10 protein-coding genes and 1 pseudogene are annotated in these 14,660 nt (G+C 71.2%); 3 read left to right on the top strand and 8 right to left on the bottom strand.

The window, feature by feature from the left end:
- Positions 1-100 precede the first annotated feature (100 nt).
- The 5 genes and pseudogenes from ACRQ5B_RS06875 to ACRQ5B_RS06855 all read right to left on the bottom strand — a co-directional run bounded on the left by ACRQ5B_RS06875 (position 101) and on the right by ACRQ5B_RS06855 (position 5,158).
- Positions 101-1,081, bottom strand: a complete 981-nt coding sequence (locus ACRQ5B_RS06875; RefSeq protein WP_432398714.1) for a siderophore-interacting protein — start codon at positions 1,079-1,081, stop codon at positions 101-103.
- A 53-nt stretch (positions 1,082-1,134) separates the two neighbouring features.
- On the bottom strand, positions 1,135-2,001 hold the full coding sequence (locus ACRQ5B_RS06870) for an ABC transporter ATP-binding protein (protein ID WP_412884292.1): 867 nt from the start codon (positions 1,999-2,001) through the stop codon (positions 1,135-1,137).
- A 1-nt stretch (position 2,002) separates the two neighbouring features.
- Entirely contained in the window at positions 2,003-3,016 is a 1,014-nt protein-coding gene (locus tag ACRQ5B_RS06865; RefSeq protein ID WP_432398713.1) for a FecCD family ABC transporter permease, read from the bottom strand.
- 17 nt (positions 3,017-3,033) lie between these two features.
- Positions 3,034-4,043: pseudogene (locus ACRQ5B_RS06860) on the bottom strand (FecCD family ABC transporter permease).
- A gap of 8 nt (positions 4,044-4,051) precedes the next feature.
- A complete protein-coding gene (locus ACRQ5B_RS06855; protein WP_432398227.1) occupies positions 4,052-5,158 on the bottom strand; it encodes an iron-siderophore ABC transporter substrate-binding protein in 1,107 nt (368 codons plus the stop codon).
- A 436-nt stretch (positions 5,159-5,594) separates the two neighbouring features.
- Between ACRQ5B_RS06855 and ACRQ5B_RS06850 the strand changes: the two genes are divergently transcribed.
- Positions 5,595-6,089 (top strand): FBP domain-containing protein, encoded by a 495-nt coding sequence (locus tag ACRQ5B_RS06850; RefSeq protein ID WP_432398224.1) that lies wholly within the window; start codon positions 5,595-5,597, stop codon positions 6,087-6,089.
- 61 nt (positions 6,090-6,150) lie between these two features.
- Here the strand turns inward: ACRQ5B_RS06850 and ACRQ5B_RS06845 are convergent, their stop codons facing one another.
- The 3 genes from ACRQ5B_RS06845 to ACRQ5B_RS06835 are packed head-to-tail and all read right to left on the bottom strand — an operon-like array spanning position 6,151 to position 11,938.
- Entirely contained in the window at positions 6,151-9,654 is a 3,504-nt protein-coding gene (locus ACRQ5B_RS06845; RefSeq protein WP_432398221.1) for an ATP-binding protein, read from the bottom strand.
- A complete protein-coding gene (locus tag ACRQ5B_RS06840; protein ID WP_432398218.1) occupies positions 9,651-10,487 on the bottom strand; it encodes a DUF4194 domain-containing protein in 837 nt (278 codons plus the stop codon). Before ACRQ5B_RS06840 ends, ACRQ5B_RS06845 begins: the two co-directional genes overlap by 4 nt.
- Before the next feature lie 2 nt (positions 10,488-10,489).
- Entirely contained in the window at positions 10,490-11,938 is a 1,449-nt protein-coding gene (locus tag ACRQ5B_RS06835; RefSeq protein ID WP_432398215.1) for a DUF3375 family protein, read from the bottom strand.
- A 286-nt stretch (positions 11,939-12,224) separates the two neighbouring features.
- Here ACRQ5B_RS06835 and ACRQ5B_RS06830 point away from each other — a divergent pair, with 286 nt between their 5' ends.
- Positions 12,225-12,554 carry a hypothetical protein gene (locus tag ACRQ5B_RS06830; RefSeq protein ID WP_432398212.1) on the top strand — a complete coding sequence of 110 codons (330 nt, stop codon included), beginning with the start codon at positions 12,225-12,227 and terminating at the stop codon, positions 12,552-12,554.
- 64 nt (positions 12,555-12,618) lie between these two features.
- Entirely contained in the window at positions 12,619-14,637 is a 2,019-nt protein-coding gene (locus ACRQ5B_RS06825; RefSeq protein ID WP_432398209.1) for an acyl-CoA dehydrogenase family protein, read from the top strand.
- Positions 14,638-14,660 lie beyond the last annotated feature (23 nt).

The following is a 14,660-nucleotide window of genomic DNA, read 5'->3' as shown; positions in this document are numbered from 1 at the left end:
CCGCCGGCCAACCAGCCGGTGCCGGGAGGGTGAACTGCGGGCGGCGGCTTGGCACCGGGATGGTGCCGGCCTGATTCCAGACCGCCGCCCGCGCCTTTGCCTAGAGCTCGGCCCGGCCCTGCCGCCAGTAGCCCATGAAGGCCAGCTGCGCCCGGTCGATGCCCGCCTCGCGGACCAGGTAACGCCGCAACTCACGGACGGTGGCCGCCTCGCCGGCGATCCAGGCGTAGAACGGGCTCGCGGAGGCGCCGTCGGGGGTCTCCCACAGCAACCCGGGGTCGGCGTCCGGCGTGACCGCTTCCGCGTCGGGGGCTTGGGACCTCGTCCGCGGCTCCGTGCCGTCCAGGCGGGAGACTATGTCCCGCACTGCGTCCCGGAGCAACTCTCCGTGCGGGCGGCCCCGATACGCACCGTGCCCGGCGCCGGAGCCGCGCGCGAGCCAGGTGACCGCGACGTCGGCCTCCGTACGGATGTCCCGGACATCGGCGGCGTTTGGGACCTCCAGGACGGCGTCGCCGCTGAGGTGCGGCGGGAGACTCTCGAGGATCGCGCAGATCGCCGGGACCGCCGTCTCGTCCCCGGCCAGCAGGATCCGACCGGCGGCGCCGGGCCGCCACTCGATGCCGGCGTAGGTCTCCTCCAGTACGCAGTGCGCGGCGCGGCTGTTCGGGCCGATCAGGGTGACGCGGTCCCCGGGCCTTGCCTGCCGGGCCCACGTGGCACCCGGCCCCTCGCTGGCGGTTCCGGCGCCCTCTCCGTGCAGCACGATGTCGACGTCGATCTCGGGGTAGACGGCGTCCAGCCGGGCCCGCCGGACGGTGTAGGTGCGCATGGACCCCCGGACGTCCGGGTCCATGGCCAGCCACTGGCGGTACCAGCCGGGTTCCTCCACGCGGAAAACGGGAAGGGGCAGCACGGTTCCGTCCGCCGCCCGCGACGGGAGCACCAGCTTCACCCGGAGGTCCAGGGTGGGGCCGTGGACGCCGAAGTCGCGCAGCGCGTAGCCGCCGAGGGTGATCCGCCGGAAGCTGGGGCTGAGGTCCCGCACGGCGGAGACGGTGACGTCGAAGGCGCGGGACATCGGCTGCTCGGCGAGCGCTTCGGGGACCGGGTGCCGCGCCGTACGCTGGGCGGTCACGGGATCGCCACCATCACGTCGCCGCCGGCCGGGGCAGCCGCCGGGGCGCCCGTGGGAGCACCCTCCGGGGCGGATGCGGTGTGGTGGCGCCCGAGCGGCAGCACCAGCGGTGTGCCGGACACCGGGTCCGGCATCACCCGGCACTCCAGGCCGAACACCTCCCGGATCAGCTTCTCCGTGACCACCGCCGCGGAGGCGCCCTGAGCCACGATCCGACCGGCCTTGAGGGCGATCAGGTGGTCCGCGTAGCGTGCGGCCAGGTTCAGGTCGTGGAGCACGATCACCACCGTGGTGCCGCGGCGCCGGTTGAGGTCCGTCAGCAGGTCCAGCACCTCCACCTGGTGGGCCAGGTCCAGGTACGTGGTGGGTTCGTCGAGCAGCAGCAGTTCGGTCTCCTGCGCCAGCGCCATCGCGATCCAGACCCGTTGGCGCTGGCCGCCGGAGAGCTCGTCGACGTCGCGTCCGGCCAGGTGGGCGGTGTCCGTGGCCGCCAGTGCCCGCTCGACGGCGTCCTCGTCGGCCCGGCTCCAGCCGCCGAAGGCGCCGCGGTGCGGGTAACGGCCCCGGCCGACGAGGTCACGGACGGAGAGGCCGGCCGGGGCGGAGGGGTGCTGCGGGAGCAGTCCCATCTGCCGGGCGAGGTCCCGGGCCGGGCGGGACCGGATGTCCTGGCCGTCGAGGGTGACGGCGCCGCCCGCGGGCTTGAGCAGCCGGGACAGGCCGCGGAGCAGGGTGGACTTGCCGCAGGCGTTGGCGCCCACGATCATGGTCACCTTCCCGGGCGGAATCGTGCAGCTGAGGCCGGCCACCACCGGTGTGGCCCCGTACTCGAGGGTGAGATCCTGTGCGGCGAGTTCTGCCATCTCAGGTGTCCTTTCGGTTGGCGGTGGCCAGCAGCCACAGCAGGAAGGGCGCGCCCAGCGCACCGGTCACGACCCCCACGGGGAGGACGGTCCCGGCCAGGAGCAGCGGGGCAAGGTTCGCGGCGAGGAAGTCCGCGGAGAGGACAATCAGCATCCCGGTCAGGGCCGCAGCCGGCAGGCTGGTCCGGCGGGTCAGGCAGCGGGAAATCGGGCCGGCGAGGAAAGCGACGAAGGCCACCGGGCCGACCGCCGCCGTCGCGCAGGCAGCGAGGGCGACGCCGACCACCACGACGCCCAGCCGGGTGGCGCCGACCCGCACGCCGAGCCCCGCGGCGGCGTCGTCGCCGAGCTCGACCATCCGCAGGGGCCGCGCCAGGGCGGCGGCCGCCGGGACCAGCGCCAGCAGGGCCGCGGCCAGAACGCCCGCCCGCTCCCAGCCGGCGGAATTCAGCGAACCGTTGAGCCACACCAGGGCGTCCGCGGCGGTCCGGATGTCCGAGCGGGTCATGAGGAAACTGACCACCGCCTGCAGGGCCGCGGCGATTCCGACGCCGGCCAGGATTAGCCGGCCGCCGGCCGCCCCGCTCCCGCCGGTACCGCGGCGGGAGATCGCATAAATCAGGAGGGCGACGGCGAGGGCGCCCGCGAGCGCGGCCCCGGACACGGCGGCGCCGGAGGCCCCGAAGACGATGATGGCCGTGACCGCCGCGGCGCTCGCCCCGTAGCTGATGCCGATGACGTCCGGGCTGGCCAGCGGATTCCGCAGCAGCGTCTGGAACAGCGCCCCCGAGAGGCCGAAGGCGGCGCCGACCATGGCGCCTGTGACCGCCCGCGGCAACTTCAGCTCCATCACCATGAAACTCACCGTCGGGATCCTGGGGGCACCGCTGAGGTGCGCGGCGAGGACCCTCCACAGGTCGGGAACGGTGACGGTGTAGCTGCCCAACAGGACCGCCGCCGAGAACACCCCGCCGGCGGCGAGGGCCAGCAGGACCGCCGGGCGGGACGGCCGCAGGGACGGCAGCCGGGCGCTCACAGCGCGGCCCCCTTGCTCCGGCGGACCAGCCAGACGAAGGCGGGGGCTCCCACCAGGGCGGTCATGATCCCCGCAGGCACCTCGCCCGGGAGCAGGACCACCCGCCCGGCCACGTCAGCGAGGAGCAGCAGGCACGGCCCCAACACCAGGGACAGCGGCAGGATCCACCGGTAATCCGGGCCGGAAAGGAGCCGGACCGCGTGCGGCACCACCAGGCCCACGAAGCCGATCGGCCCGGCCAGCGCCGTGGCCGCCCCGCAGAGCAGCACCACTCCCAGCGCGGTGACCCCGCGGGTGAGGCCGACGCGTTGGCCGAGTCCGCGGGCGACATCGTCTCCCAGCGCCAGGCCGTTCAGGGCACGCCCGGCAACCACGACAAGCACGGCGCCCGCGACCAGGAACGGCAGCCCGGCCAGCACCACGGACCAGTCCCGTCCGGCGAGGCCCCCACCTGCCAGAACCGGAACCGGTCCAGGGTGTCCTGGCTGGAGATCAGGATCACGTTCATCAGCGAGAACAAAGCCGCGCTCAGGGCGGCACCGGCGAGGGCGAGTTTCACCGGGGTGGCGCCGCCCCGGCCCGCCGCGGCGATCAGGTAGACCACGACGGCGGCCGCCGAGGCCCCGGCGAACGCGAGCCACAGGTACCCGGTCAGCGAGGTCACCCCGGCGAGGTGGATACCGGCGACCACGGCCAGCGCCGCCCCGGCGTTGACGCCCAGGATGCCCGGGTCCGCCAGGGGGTTGCGGGCCACGCCCTGCATGGCGGCCCCGGCCAGGCCCAGCGCGCCGCCCGCCAGGAGCCCCAGCACAGTGCGCGGCACCCGGGCCTGCACCACGGCGTGATCCCCGTTGCCCGGATCGAACCCGGTCAAGGCCGCGACGACGGTGCCGAGGCTGAGCTGCCGGGCGCCCACCGCCAGCGAGGCCGCGGACACCAGGACCAGCGCGGCAACGGCGGCGAGCAGCCAGCCGGCGCGGACGCTCCGCCCCCGGGCTGAGCGCATGGGGCGCCCTACTTTGCCGCGGCGGCGGTGTCCGCCGCGGCCGCGAGCTGGGGAAGGAAGCGGTCCAGCGCCCACGGCAGGCTCAGCGGGGAGGCCGCGGAGATCGAGAGCGTCAGCGTGTTGTCCGGGTCCGCAACCAGGGCGCCCTTCTTAATCGCGGGGATCTGGCCGAGCAGGGGGTGCTGCTTGATCGAGTCGGCGGTCTTGGCGTCTGGGATCCAGGTGACGAAGAGGTCCGAGTCGAGCTCGTTGGCCTTCTCGGCGGACCACGGGATGAAGAACTCCTTGGAATCCTTGGTGTTCGAGGCCACCACGGGGGCCAGGGTCATTCCCAGGCTGGAGAGGAACCGGGGACGGTTGTCATTGGCGGTGTAGATGTTCACGCCGTCGCTCTTGGCCGGCTCCAGGTTGCCGTAGATGAAGGTCTTGCCGGCCAGCTGGGGGTAGGCGGCGGCCTTGTCCCTGACCGTGGCCTCGGTCTTCGCGACCAGGTCGGCGGCCTCGGCCTCCTTGCCCAGCGCCTTGCCGATCATGGCGGTGGAGTCCTGCCAGGCGGTGCCGTAGGCGACGCCGGGCTGCGCCACCACGGGGGCGATGTCGCTGAGCTTGCGGTAGTCCTCCTCGCTGAGGCCGGAGTAGGCGCCGAGGATCACATCCGGGTTGAGCTTGGCGATTTCGGCGAAGTTGATCCCGTCAGCCTCCGAGTACTGCGTGGGCGCGGTGGCGGAGCCGGCTCCGGCGCCCAGCCGGTCCAGCGCGGCATCCTTCCACGGCGTGGACGCCCGGCTGTTACCGCCCCAGTCATTCTTCGGCAGGCCCACCGGCACGACGCCCAGGGCGAGCGCGACGTCGTCGTTGACCCAGGACACGGTGACCACGCGCCGCGGCTGGTGCTCCAGCGTCGTCTCACCAAAGGCGTGCTTGATGGTCACGGGGTAGCCGGCGGTGGCGGCCCCCGCGTCCTGCGCGCCGACGGGGCCGGTGGAGCAGCCGGCAAGGCCAAGGCCGGCGGCGACGGCGAGGGCAGCGGCACCGAGTGCGCGCCGGGAGAGGGTGCGCGGGCTCAGGAGAGTTCGGGCGAAGCGGGAGGGAGGCGTAGCAAGCGGGGACGTCACGAGAATCCTTAGGTAGGTGATGCAAACCTAAGTAAGGCTAACCTATCTTTAGGATAATTACGCAAGCTTTGAGTGACGTAATTGCTTCGGATGCTTCGGTGGCCCGCGAAGGACGGACTGGACACTTGGTTCCGCGTTTGCGAGGATGGCGGAGCCGGGCATCGGGAACCGGCACCGGACGGGCAGAGATCACCTCCGGATGCGACGAGGGAAAGTGGGCGGACATCATGACGATGACTCCAGCCGCAGTCAGCGGGGTGGCCGTTGCGGCCTGCATCGCGCCCGCGCCGTCGCCGGCCCCCTCCACCATGTACGGACCCGCCGCGGCCTAACGCCGCCGCGCCCCCTACCGGAATCGCAGGCCGGCAGCAGCCTGCCCCTCTCCCCGCGCGTCCAACGCGCCGGCCGGAGCTCTCCGATCCCGAAAGACCTTCCCATGGACGAAATCACCGCTGCCCGCATCCGCTCCTCCTTCATCAACGCCAGCCGCTCCGAAGCCGCCAAGCTGAACCTGCCCAGGAACTTCGACAGCCTGGACTGGGACAGCCTCGACTTCCTCGGCTGGCGCGACGGCAAGATGCCGCTGCGCGGCTACCTGGTGCTCCCCGGCGCCACCGGGCCCGTCGGCATCATGCTCCGCGCCCCCGAAGGCGGTGCCAAGAAAAACCGCGCGGTCCTCTGCGAACTGTGCCGCGACATCCACTCCAAGGACGATGTGCTCCTCTGGGTAGCCAAACGGGCCGGCCAGTCGGGCCGCAACGGCAACACCGTGGGCACCTTGATCTGTGCGGACTTCGGTTGCTGCCGCAACGTGCGCGTGGCGCCGCCGGTCAACGACATCAACCCGGACCCGGAGGCGGCCGTCGCCCGCCAGGTCGAAGGCCTGATAGCCCGGACCGCGCAGTTCATGGACCGCGTCCGCGGAGCTTGACGGCACGGCCCCGTCTCACCCTGTGCGCCCGGGCTGCTTAGGCTGCCCGGGCGCGCCGGCGTCAGCGCAGGATGATGTCCACCGGGTTCGCCTCGGACCGCCACGCCCCGCCGTCGGCGGCATTGGGGGCGATCACCGGGGCCGTCAACACGCCGGAACGGTTGGTGCGCTTGTCCCGGAGGATCTCGGTCACCGAACCGAGGTGCCGGGACAGGTCGATCACGTTCTCCGGGGCGGCGAGCAGCAGCTGGAAACCGAATTCGTGTAGCGCCTTGATGCCGGCGCCGGCGAATTCCTCGGAGGCCAGGACGAACGCCTCGTCCATCATGACCGTGCCGTAGGTGGTGAAGCCCTGCTCGGCGATGCCCAGCTGGTAGCTCAGTGCGGCCGCCATGATGAAGGCGGTGAAGCGCTGCCGCTCGCCGCCGGACATGGAGCCGGTGTCCGCGTGCATGAACACCTCGGTCTTCTTCGCACCCTTCGCCGAGCCGGACTTCGCCGCGCCGGACTTGCCGGTGCGGGCGGCCACCTCGCGGTGTTCCTTGCACTGGATAAACAGGTGCCCGCGGACGTCCAGCACCTCGGCGCGCCAGCGGCGGTCCTCCGGGCTCTGCGAACCCAGCCGCTTCACGAGGGTTTCCAGCGACTTGTACCGGGTGGTGAGTTCGACGTCGTCGTCCGCGGGCGTCGACGCACCGGCGGCGACAGTCTTCCCGGGCCTGGCGTGCCGGACCTTGAGGGCGTTCTGGATGGCGTCCTTGAACTGCTTGGCCGTGGCCGGAAGGGTCTGCTTAATGTCCAGCTCCAGGTAACTGCCCTCGTGGAAGTTCACCTGGGACAGGATGCCGTTCAGCGGCAGGATCCGGCTGGTGATGGAGCGCCGCTCCTCGTCCAGCAGGTGCAGCAGCGTGGAGAACGATTCGTGCGTGCGCTGGTTGAAGAACTGCCGGAACTCGGCCTCCTGGGCGGGCAGGCCGTCGCTGACGATCGCGTGGTAACGGGCCTCGAACTCGCCGGCGGCGCCGATGGAGGTGCCGTGGTCGGCGGAGATGGCCGTGCCCCACTCACGGACGAAGCCCTCGAAGATGCGGGTAAGCCGCTCAGCGGTGGCCTGGCCGCGGGACTCAGCGGCGTGCAGTTCGGCCAGCAGCCGGGTCCGCACCTGGTTGGCCAGCAGGTCCAGTTCGTGCATTTCCAGCACATCGCCAAAGCCGCTGAAGTACTCCGCCAGGGCCGCGGCAGCCTCCGGGGAGGGCGGCTGCTCGGCGAGCCGGCGCCGGGCCGCGTCCAGCAGTGAGTCGGCGGTGGTCAGCTGCGCGTCCAGGGCCTTGTATTCGCTCTGCAGCACGGCGGCGGATTCGGTGCTGGATTGGTGCCGCTGGCGGGCCGTCTCCACCGTGGCCCGCAGCGGTTCCAGGTCCGCCTGGGCGGCGAGGGCGTCCTTGAGCCGCTGTTCGATCCGGGCCAGCTCCTCGGCGGCGACCGCCGCGGACACCTGCTCCCAGGGCCGGTGGTCCTCGGCGACGCGCCGCAGCGCCTCAAGCTGCCGGGTCATGCCCTGGTGCGATTCCTCGCGGTCCTGGGCAAGCTCCGCGGCCCGCGCCAGTTCCCGTTCCAGCTCCTCCACCTGGGCCGCCACCAGGTCCAGCTTGGCGGCGTTGTCGAAGCCCAGGACGTAATCCTGCCGCCCGGTGAAACGGTCATCCTTTTCCACGGTGTGGCGGTTGCGCTTGACCACGCCGCCCAGGCTGAGGCCCTTGTCCAGGCCGGCAAGCTCGTCCGGGTTCTCCACGCACGGGTAGGCGAAGTCCAGGGCGATCCGCTCCCGGATCCACTGCCCGGCCTCCGCAATCGCGCTGCCCTCGGGCCCGGCGGTGAGGATGTCCAGCTTGCCCAGCAGGTCGCCGTCGGACGCCTCCGCCACGGCCAGCGCCCCGCCTGCGAGCGGCTTGGAGATGTCCACGGCGCGGAGGGCACCGCGGACCGTGTGGTCGTTGAGGTAGCGGGTGACGGCGGCGAAGTGCTCGCCCGGCACCAGCAGCGTGGTGGCGAGGCTCCGCAGCGCACGTTCGGCGGCCGGGCGCCAGCGTTCCTGGCCCTCCGCGAGGTCGATCAGCTCGCCACCGAACGGCATCTGCTCCTCCGGGACCCCGGTGGCGGCGGCGATGGCGGTGCGGTTCTCGATGCTCGACGGCGGCAAGAGGGACTTGCGGGTCTTGAGTGAGACGAGTTCCTGCTGGGCCGCGGCGAGTTCACGCTTGCGCGCGGCGTGGCTGTCGAACGCCTCGAAGCGCAGTTCCTTCAGCGCCTCGGAGTCGTCCTTGAGTTCGGCCGACCGCGCGGCGGCGTGCTCGTGGGCCTGCTCCCAGCCCGCGGCGGTCCAGTCGAGCTCCAGGCCGGCGTCGGTGAGGGCCTTCCGGGCGGAGGCCTCCACTTCCTCGCGGAGCTTCAGGCCCACCCGGGCGTTTTCCAGCGACTGTTCGATCGCGGAGATCGCGTTGCCGCCCTGGTTGTTGTACTCGGCCTCGAGCTGGCGCAGTTCTTTGGCCAGCCCGTCCCGGACGGCCCGCTCGGCGGCCAGGTCCTTGGCCTTCGCCTGCGCCAGGTCCTTGAACCGGGCCAGGGTCTTCTCGTGCACGGCGACGGCGAGCTGCTGCCGGTAGGCCTCAAATTCCTCGCCGGCAAGTTCCCGCAGCCGGTTCGCGTCCAGCAGGGACTGGGCGTACTCCTTGTTCAGGCCGGGGACCGGGGCCAGCTGGTCGCGCTGCTGGCGGACGTCCTCGAGCCGCTGCCGGATGGACATGAGGTTGCTGAATTCCTCGACGACGTCGTCCGCGGCGGCCAGGGTGGCCGGGGCGTCCAGGACCTGGTCGCGGAAGAACGTGTTCACGCTGCCGCCGAGGCCCTTGCCGGCCTGGATGACGCGCAGCAGTGGCAGCGCTTGGTCCGAGTTGATTCCCAGCAGCCGGCGGAACCGCTCGGCGAAGGCCTTGTGCACGTCGAAGATCTGGGCCTCCGGGAAGATGGCGTCCAGCGTGGACTTGGTGAACCGCTTCTCCGCGATCCCCTCCACCTTGGCCAGGTCCAGCGGCTTGTTGTCGATCAGGTAGAACCGGCCGACGCTGGATTCTGTGCCGTTCTTGGGCAGGTCGAAGAGGGCCGAGATGGTGACCCGGGTGCCGGCGGCGTTGTCGAACGTCAGTGCGACGGCGGACCAGGTGGCGCCGGGGCGCTGGTAGGCGCTGGCCGAGCCCTCGCCGACGGCCTTGTCTCCCACCTTGCCGCGCATATACGTGAACGTGGTCCGCTTGTCCTCGACGGCCCCGCCGGCCCGCTGCGCCGCCGCCTCATTGGACCGCGGCCGGGCATCGAAGACGCGCAGCATCGCGTCAAACAGCGTGGACTTGCCGACGCCGGAGTTGCCCGTCAGCAGGGTGCCGTTGCGGTCCACGTGCATCGTATGCGCGCCGTGGAATGTACCCCAGTTGACCACCTGCACCAGGGCCAGGCGCATCTGTCCCGGGTTCGTCAGCTCGCCCATCGGCAGCATGGTTGCGATGCTCATTCGGCTGCCTCGGTTTCGTTGGCGGGGCTGGGTGACGAGTCGTCCTCACCGTCCGAGTCCTCGGTGGCGTCGTCACCGTCCGGAACAGCGTCCCCGTCGAGTTCGAGGAGGGGTTCGGTGCCGGTGGTGTCTGTACCGGCGGCGATCAGGGCGTCGATGTGGGCGGGGATGTCGCCGATATTTTCGAAGGGCAGGGCCAACGGGAGGGCGTTGGAGATGGTGTACACGTCGTCGAGGCCGGTGCCCAGCAGCAGCTGGCGGGCCAGGAGCTTGGTGATGGCGCGGTTGACGACGTCGGCGTCGCGCAGGGCGTCCTGCTGGCCGGCGGGCTGGTAGTGGGCCACAAGGTCGGCGATTTCCTCCCGCGTGATGGTCGGGTCGGTCTGGGCCGTGACGTGCCGGTCCAGCAACAGCCGCAGCCGGAGCAGGACGATCGTCTCTACCCGGCTGAGCGCGCGCTGCTGGCGCAGGATGCTGGAGCGGGTGCTGCCGCCGATGGCCTCCGGGTCCACCGGGCGCAGGACGGCGACCTTCCGCTCATGGTCCAGCTGCAGGGTCAGGAACAGCTCGGAGAGCCGGCTGCGCAGGATCAGCTGGTTGTCCAGCAGCGTGGTCCAGAGCTTCTCGTCCCGGCCGCCGTCGATGTAGGGGCCCTTGAGCAGCTTCACCAGCGCCTGCCGCACCTTCATCGGCAGCACCCCGGTGTCACCGGGGAAGAGGGCCGCGCCGTCGACGAAGGTGTCGCGGGGAGTCACTGTGAACGGGTCCGCCTGCGCCCGGGTTGCGGCCGTTTCGGCCCCGGCGTCGGGCATGTCCTGCGGCGATTCGGTCATCTTCAGTCCTCTTTAAGCGTGACGACGGGGAGGTAGGCGGTGCGGGTGGACCCGTCGATTTGTTCGAAGTCCAGCTGCTGCCAACCGCCGCGGTCGAACCCGGCGCCCTGGTGCAGCGCGTGGGAGAGCAGCGCCCGGATGGAGTTGATGTGGCGTTCGTCCGCGGGCAGCTGCTCCCAGGCCTCGGCGAGGGTGGCCGCGCCGGCGACGGCGCCGCGGATGGCGGCCGGGTTGGCCTTGCCGGTCCGCGGCGAGCGCGCCCGGTCCGAGTCGCTGAACGCGATCGGGTCCGCCAGCTTGGGCGGGGCCGCGAACTCGTCCGGGTCGAAGAGCTTGATCATGGCCAGCGACTCGAAGCCCGCGTTGTAGAGCACGGGCCCGCGGACCAGGCCGGGCCGCTCGCGCTCGTACGGCAGCGAGCGGATCGCCTGCTCGGCCTCCCGCAGCACCTTCCGCAGCCGCACCGACTGACGGTAGTCGTCGCTCTGCACGTAGGTGTTCAGGCTCTCGCTGAGCTTGCCGTAGATCCGCTGGATCTGGCTGTGCTGGCTGCGGAGCTCGGCGACGAGGTTCTTCAGCGTCTCCCGTTCCTCCTGGCTGAGGTCGTCGGCGAACTGGCGGCTGAGCACCTCGCCGATCGCGGAACGGAACCGCAGCTGCTGCTGGGGGTCCTCCAGGAAGGCGGTAAAGGACCGGAACGTCCTGCCCTCGGGGCTCTGCCGGAGCCGCTTGTCCGCCTCCAGGACCTGGGCCATTGTGGCGCCCTTGCTGAGCGACTCCTCGATGATCTGGTTGCGGAGTTCGCCCACCAGTTCCTCGATCCGGTCACGCATCTTCTTGTAGTCGGCGGGCAGGCTCGCGGCGAGGTCCAGGATGTTGCCCGCGGCCTCGACGGCTTCCTCGTCGTCGAGCAGGCCGTCGAATTCCCCGGAGCTGATGTCCTCGATCAGCTGGTGCCGTTCGCCGATCTCTTCCTGGAGCGCCTCCAGCCGGGCGCTCTGGTCCGGGTTGGTTTCGTTGGCCAGCTTCTCGACGTCGCCCAGCAGCGTTCCCAGGCGGGAGCCGTTGAGGGTGGAGCGTTCGCTGGAGAGGCTGTCCAGGAACGCCAGCACGCGGGCCGCCGGTTCGGTGACCTCGTAGACGATCTGGCCCGACTGGTTGCGGCGGGTGAGGAAGTTTTTCCGGGTCCATTCGTCGCCGAAAGCCTTGCCGTTCGCCGACCCGCCAAGGCCCGGCTCCTGGCGGCGGAGCTGTTCGAGGAAGGAGTCGACGTCGGCGTGGAACTGTTCCAGCGGCAGTTGCGGCCGGGTGCGGGTGAAGGAGGCCTGCAGGACCGCGATCACCCAGGGGGCGGAGCGGGTCAGCGCCCACGCGGGTCCCTTGGTCAGCAGTTCCAGTTCGCGCAGCCGGGCACTGATGGCGTCCGCGGAGGACAGGGCGGATCCAGGCACGCAACTCTCCTCTCGCTGCCGGGGGACGGCAGCGACGCAAAACTGCCAGCTACAAGGTTAACGCAGGCACCGCCGACGCCGGGCTCGCCGCCTCTCGCCTCCACGCCGGAGCATGGGGCGCATGTTTCTGGTGGGGCTCCTGCGATCTGTTCGTGACCTACCACCGGGTAGCGTCTCGATCCCGTATCAAGAGGGTCCGACGCGCCCCGGGACTCTGGAACGGGCCCCCTCGTCCGCCCTACGCTCGGGCTACTGATTCAGCCGAAGCGCCGTTGCAGGAGGAAGAATGCAGTTCGATGCGAGCCTGTTTGATCTGACCACGGTGGAAACCGGGACCCTGGTGTTCGGCGGGACACTGCTCTTTGCCGCCCTCCTGGCCCTGTTCATCATGACGGCGGCGACGGTGGCCCTGGCGCTGCTGGGCGTGGGCAAGCTGGCCTGGTTCCTCGTCGTCCGGACCCTGGTGGGCGTGGTCTCCGGGATCAACACGGCGTGGGAGCACCTGGTCCACCACGCGGGCCAGGTGGAACTGCCCGGCGACTTCCCGGGCGAACTGATCGGGCACTCGTCCCCTAGCACCGGCACCTACCCGCGGGTAGTCTTGCGGGACAGCTGAAGGGTCCTCCACCCGCGGCGGATCCAGGGCTTGAGCCGGCCAGTCCGGTGAGGGGAGATGCCCAGTGAGCTCCGCCGTCGACAACCCAGCCGCTCCCGATCCGGGGCCGGAAACCGGACATCCCGCCGTCGAAGCCCCGCCGGCCGGCGAACTGGGGGCCGGCGCCACCGCGGACACCGCCCGCGCCGTCGCCGAGGCCGCCCGGGACACCAGCTGGGACCGGCCCAGCTTCGCGAAGGGCCTGTACCTGGGCAGCTTCGACCCAGGCCTGATCCATCCCTGGCCGCAGGCCCCGGCCGACGACGTCGAACGCGGCGAGGCGTTCATGGAGCGGCTCACGGTCTACTGCCGCACCATGTCCGGCCGGGTGATCGAGCGGGAGGCGAAAATCCCGGACGAATACATCAAGGGCCTGGCGGATCTGGGCGCGTTCGGCATGAAGATTCCCGGTGAGTACGGCGGACTGGGCCTCACGCTGGTCTACTACGGCCGAGCCCTGGCCCTGCTGGGGTCGGTGCATCCCAGCCTGGGCGCGCTGCTCTCCGCCCACCAGTCGATCGGCGTACCCGAACCGGTCAAGGTGTTCGGCACAGCGGAGCAGAAACGCGAGTACCTCCCCCGGTGCGCGGCCGGTGCCATCACCGCGTTCCTGCTCACCGAGCCCGACGTCGGCAGCGACCCCGCCCGCATGGGCAGCACGGCCGTGCCCTCCGACGACGGCTCCTCCTACCTCCTCGACGGCGTGAAGCTGTGGACCACCAATGGCGTAATCGCCGAGCTGGTGGTGGTCATGGCCGTGGTGCCGCCGCACACGGACCCGGACGGCACGGCGCACCGGGGCGGGATCAGCGCGTTCGTGGTGGAGATGGACTCGCCCGGTATCACGGTGGAGAACCGCAACGCGTTCATGGGCCTGCGGGGCATCGAGAACGGCGTCACCCGCTTCCACCAGGTCCGGGTGTCCGCCGCGAACCGGCTGGGACGGGAGGGACAGGGCCTGAAAATCGCGCTGACCACGCTGAACACCGGCCGCTTGAGCATCCCGGCCCTCTGCGTGGCGTCCGGCCGCTGGAGCCTCAAGATCGCACGGGAATGGTCCAACGCCCGTACCCAGTGGGGCCGCCCGGTGGGCCGGCACGAAGCGGTGGGAAAGAAGATCGCCTTCATCGCGGCGAGCGCCTTCGCCCTGGACGCGGTCTTCGAACTGTGCGCCGAGCTGGCCGACGCCGGGCAGAAGGACGTCCGGATCGAGGCGGCGCTGGCCAAGCTCTGGTCCACGGAGATCAGCTGCCGGATCGCGGACGAGCTGGTGCAGATCCGCGGCGGCCGTGGCTTCGAAACCGCCGATTCGCTGCAGGCCCGGGGCGAGCGGGCAGTGCAGGCCGAGCAGCAGTTGCGGGACCTGCGGATCAACCGGATCTTCGAGGGGTCCTCGGAGATCATGCGGCTGCTGATCGCGCGGGAGGCCGTGGACGCGCACCTGGCCGCCGCGGGCGCGCTGGCCACCGCGGACGCCAGCCTGCCGGACAAGGCCCGGGCCGCCGTCGGCGCCTCCGGCTTCTACGCCCGCTGGCTGCCGAAGCTGCTCGCCGGCAACGGCATGGACCCGCGGTCCTACGGTGACTTCGGCCGGCTGGCCCGGCACCTGCGGTACGTCGAGCGCGCCTCGCGGAAGCTGGCGCGCCAGACCTTCTACGGGATGGGCCGCTGGCAGGCGGGGCTGGAGCACAAACAGGCGTTCCTGGGCCGGATCGTGGACATCGGCGCCGAGCTGTTCGCCATCTCCGCCTGCTGCTCCCGGGCCGAGATGCTGCTGCGCACCGCGCCGGAGCGCGGGGCGTCCGCCTACGAACTGGCCGATGCCTACTGCGCGCAGGCCCGGGTGCGGGTCGAGGAATACTTCGACCAGCTCTGGCGGAACACCGACGACGGCGACCGAGGCCTGACGGCGAGGGTGCTGGCCGGCGACTACGAGTGGCTGGAGGCCGGGGTGCTGGACCAGTCGGAGGGCACCGGGCCGTGGATCGCCGACGCCTCCCCGCGCGAGTCGAAGGCGGAAAACCTGCACCGGAGCTACCGCTGACCTGCGGCAACACCCGCGATCCC

This window comes from Pseudarthrobacter sp. L19 (assembly GCF_050859435.1).
Lineage (GTDB): Bacteria > Actinomycetota > Actinomycetes > Actinomycetales > Micrococcaceae > Arthrobacter.
Note: the sequence above shows the minus strand (reverse complement) of the source record. Positions and strands in the feature narration are given on the sequence as shown.